Source organism: Nocardia barduliensis (genome assembly GCF_013315795.1).
Lineage (GTDB): Bacteria > Actinomycetota > Actinomycetes > Mycobacteriales > Mycobacteriaceae > Nocardia > Nocardia barduliensis.
In genome coordinates this window covers 1-4,047 of record NZ_JABLTE010000214.1, presented here as the reverse complement: position 1 = coordinate 4,047, position 4,047 = coordinate 1, and the positions used below count along the sequence as shown (strand labels likewise).

At 68.1% G+C, this 4,047-nt stretch carries 4 protein-coding genes; 3 read left to right on the top strand and 1 reads right to left on the bottom strand.

The annotated features are described in order from the left end of the window. The 3 genes from HOV91_RS38445 to HOV91_RS38435 form a co-directional block, all read left to right on the top strand. A partial coding sequence (locus HOV91_RS38445) for an ATP-binding protein (protein WP_174190095.1) occupies positions 1-378 on the top strand: 378 nt, incomplete at its 5' end. Between the two features lie 206 nt (positions 379-584). After that, entirely contained in the window at positions 585-1,337 is a 753-nt protein-coding gene (locus tag HOV91_RS38440) for a GAF and ANTAR domain-containing protein (protein WP_174190094.1), read from the top strand. Positions 1,338-1,391: 54 nt separating this feature from the next. Continuing rightward, complete coding sequence (locus HOV91_RS38435) at positions 1,392-2,897, top strand: PP2C family protein-serine/threonine phosphatase (RefSeq protein WP_174190093.1); 1,506 nt, start codon at positions 1,392-1,394, stop codon at positions 2,895-2,897. Positions 2,898-3,011: 114 nt separating this feature from the next. Here the strand turns inward: HOV91_RS38435 and HOV91_RS38430 are convergent, their stop codons facing one another. After that, positions 3,012-3,923 carry a manganese catalase gene (locus tag HOV91_RS38430; RefSeq protein WP_174190092.1) on the bottom strand — a complete coding sequence of 304 codons (912 nt, stop codon included), beginning with the start codon at positions 3,921-3,923 and terminating at the stop codon, positions 3,012-3,014. Positions 3,924-4,047: the final 124 nt, after the last annotated feature.

The window sequence follows — 4,047 nt, the reverse complement described above, 5'->3', positions numbered from 1 at the left end:
GCCGTGGCCTTCGACGTGACGACCCTCGCTCACGTACGGCACGCCGCCGCGGACTACGCGCGCCGAGCGGGCATACCCGAGCACCGCCTGATCGACTTCGAACTGGTCGTCGCGGAGACCACCACCAATTCCGTCGTCCACGGCGGCGGACACGGCACGTTGACGATGTGGACCGACGAGAACCAGCTCCGCTGCCAGATCAGCGACCGCGGACACATCACGAATCCACTCGCGGGGCGCCTGCCCGCGCAGACCTATCGACCCGGCGGCCGCGGCCTGCTGCTGGTCAACCATCTCACCGACCTCGTGCGCATCCACACCACCCGGGACGGCACCACCATCCAGCTCCACTTCGGCCTCGACCGCGATCTGCCATAACGCCGCAGGACGCCGGCTGCGGACTGTCGGGGTCGAGACCACGACCGGTCCGGTATCCTTGACAAGCATCGTCTGCGCACCGACCAGCCCTCTCCCGCCTTCGGTGACGGCCAGGGGAAGGCTGCCGGAAGGGCCTGAATCGGGCCGTCGCACGGACCACCGCAGGACCGGGCCAGCCGGAGGGGGTCGAGGAGGTGCATGACGCCATGCCCGCGGATCTCCCGCCGACGGAGGGCCTACCGAGCGATTTCGCGGCTACCCAGCAAATAGCGGCCGCCTTCGCGCGTATGTCGGGCCTGTTCCTCTCCGCCGAGACGGTGACCACGGCGTTGGAATTGATCACGGCGCTGTCGGTGGAGATGGTTCCCCGCACCGCGGGGGCCGGTATCACCCTGCTGGACCGGGAAGGTGAGCGCGTGACCGCGGCGGCCACCGATCGCGTGGTCGAAGCAGCCGACAACTTGCAGTACCAGCTGGAGACGGGTCCGTGCTTGGACGCGTGGGCGAACCGGATGGTGGTGCGGGTGGACGACTTCGCGGTGGACGATCGCTGGCCGCTGTGGACCCGCCAGGCGGCACGGCTGGGGCTGCGCTCGTCGGTGAGCGCGCCGCTGGTCGCGGGTACGCAGGCGCTGGGTGCGATCAAGGTCTACGCCCCCGAGCCGCATGCCTATGGCACGCGCGAGGATCATTTGCTGACCATGTTCTCCGCTCAGGCGGCCATGCTGTTGGCGAATATGCGTGCCGCCGAGGACGCCGAACGTGTCAGCGGGCAGATCGCCGACCAGCTGCGCACGCGGGAAGCGGTCACACTGGCGAAGGGCATCGTCATGGCCCGTGACGGAGTGGACGAGCGGACCGCGTTCCTGACATTGGCCCATATCGCGAGCGAGCAGCACACCACGTTGCGCCGGGTCGCCGAACGTCTTGCCCAGTCGACCGTGCGGCGTCTGCGCTGAAAGGTGGTCCTATGCCCCGCCGAGTCGATGCCCACCGTGAGGATGGTGACCGCGATGACCGGCGACCCGGCCGCTGACGAAGCCGACAGCCGGGCCCGCGAGCAGCAGCGCAGTCTTGTGCTGGCATTGAAGGGCGCGCAGTTGTCCACCGAGGAACTCTGGATGCGCTACTTCGGCATGGGTGGCGAGGCCGGATACCTCGAAATCGACGCCTATGTCCACGGCTTGGGCAGTACGCCTGCCCTGGATCGCGACATCCTCGCCCACGCGGTCAACGAACGCCTCGACGAGCTGACCTGGGCAAAGCGCGCCGTCTACAGCCGCTCGCTGCGCAGCCGCGAACCCCACGACCCTGCATCGGCCGCGCTGGTGCGACTGCTCGAAGGCGCCGAACTCGCACCGCCGGACCGCCTACCCACCATCGCCGAGAGCGCGGGGCAGGCGATGGGCGTCCACATCAAGATCTACCTGGCCGACTACGACCAGCGATACCTGTGCCCCGTCCCGGCCGGGTCCCCCACCGGCGAAGCGGACGCGGTGCCGATCGGAGCTTTCGAGATCGACAACACTCTGCCGGGACGAGCGTTCCAGCAGGTGCAAACCCTTCCCTCGCAGACCTCTGACCGGTACCGGCTCTGGGTGCCGCTGCTGGACGGAGTCGAACGTCTCGGCGTCTTGGACGTGCAAGTGAACGACGCCGACGATCTCTACGATCCCGGTCTGCGAGCGCAGTGCCAGTGGGTGTCGCACCTGCTCGGCCACCTCGTCACGGCGATGGGTCGATACGGCGACGCACTCGAGCGGACCCGGCTGCGCGTCCGTCGAACGGTGAACGCCGAACTGATCTGGTCGCTGTTGCCGCCACTCACCGCGGGCGTCGACAGCTTCGTCGTCACCGGCGTCATCGAACCACGGCACAGCGTCAGCGGCGACGCCTTCGATTACGCCCTGTCCGAAACCACCGCGAATCTGATCGTCTTGGACGCCGTCGGCCACGATTTGCGCAGCGGTCTGATCGCCGCCGCCGCGCTGGCGGCCTACCGCAGCGCCCGGCACGCAGGCCACGGCCTCTACGAACAAGCGCGCACCATCGACGAGACCATCAGCGATCAATTCGGGCACGCGTTGTTCGCCACCGCCGTCCTCGCCGAACTCGACCTCGCCACCGGACGGCTCCGCTACATCAACGCGGGCCACCCGGAGCCACTCATCATGCGCGGCGGCAAGATCGTCAAACCGCTCAACGCCGGGCACAGCCTGCCACTCGGCCTCGGCATCGGAGAACTGCACATCGGCGAGGAATTCCTCCAGCCCGACGACTGGCTGCTCCTGTACACCGACGGTGTCCCCGAGGCGCGCGACGACACCGGCGAATTCTTCGGCGAGACCCGGCTCATCGACTTCCTCCGCCGCGAAGCCGCGGCAGGCCACCCGCCACCGGAAACCGCCCGGCGACTCATCAAGGCCGTGCTCGACCATCAGCACCAGCCGCTGGAGGACGACGCAACCGTCCTCCTCGCCCGCTGGACCCACCCCCACCAACTGATGCCGGACGCTTGAGGACCGGGCTGATCGACCTGCACAGTAGCGCCGCGTTTCCCGGCTGCGCCGGCACCTGACCTCGCTCGTTCCGAACGAAGCCGGCGCCGGCGCCTCGGTGCCCGGCCTATCGGGTCAGGGCTTGTTCGGGTCCAGTGCGTCCTTGACCTTGCCGACCAGCCCGGCCTCGGTGCCGAATGCCGCCGAGCGCGGCTTGCCCTGGGAGCCGTCGTAAGTGGCGTAGAGCTGCGGGTCCGGCGGCGGGGCCGAGGCCTTGTCGCCCAGCGGTTGCGGGTCGGCGAGGAAACCGTTCTGGTGCACGCCGTCCGGAGCGACGCCGGTCGCCCACCGGCCCTGGTCGGACTCGGTGCCGTCGGACAGGTGCCACAGGCTCGTCGCGTGCTCGGAGTGCTCTTCGTCGAACAGCGCGTTCGGCGTGACGGTGTCCTCCAGGCCGTCCTCTTTCAGCTGTTCGATCGCCGCGAGCCAGAGGTTCTGGTGGTAGGTGTCACGGGCGAGGTTGAACTTCAACATGTCCTTGACGCCGGGGTCGTCGGTCATGTTGTACAGGCGCGCGGTCTGGATGCGGCCCTGCGCCTCGGCGGCCACATTGGCGCGGAAGTCCGCCAGCAGGTTGCCGCTGGCCACGATGTACCGGCCGTTCCACGGCACCCCGTTGCTGTCCGACAGCGAGGGCCCACCGCCGGAGACGATCGCCTGCTGCGGATCCATCCCGCCCAGCACGGCAGCCACGACCGGATCGGCCGCTGCCTCCTGCGTGGCGCGCGTGGCGGGAGCGCCTTCCAGCAACCGCGCGATCATCGTGGCGATCATCTCGACGTGCCCGATCTCCTCGGTGGCGACGTCCATGATCATGTCCTTGTATTTGCCGGGCATCCGGCAGTTCCACCCCTGGAACAGGTACTGCATGGTGACGGTCATCTCCCCGTACGCTCCACCGACGAGCTCCTGGAGCTTGCGCGCGTACACGGGGTCGGGCTTCTCCGGCTTCACATCGAACTGTAGGTAATCGGTATGACGGAACATGCACGCCTCCAAGACGACGAATGGGATCCCCTGCCGTCGTGCGAGTACCTCCGGCTATCCGGAGCAAACCGGCTGCAGCGGTGCAATCTCGCTTGAATATGTTGTGGCACAGCACATTTGGGGG

Coding starts and splice junctions, on each gene's coding strand:
- HOV91_RS38440 (WP_174190094.1), top strand. CDS start 585: ATGCCCGCGGATCTCCCGCCGACGGAGGGCCTACCGAGCGATTTCGCG.
- HOV91_RS38435 (WP_174190093.1), top strand. CDS start 1,392: ATGACCGGCGACCCGGCCGCTGACGAAGCCGACAGCCGGGCCCGCGAG.
- HOV91_RS38430 (WP_174190092.1), bottom strand. CDS start 3,923: ATGTTCCGTCATACCGATTACCTACAGTTCGATGTGAAGCCGGAGAAG.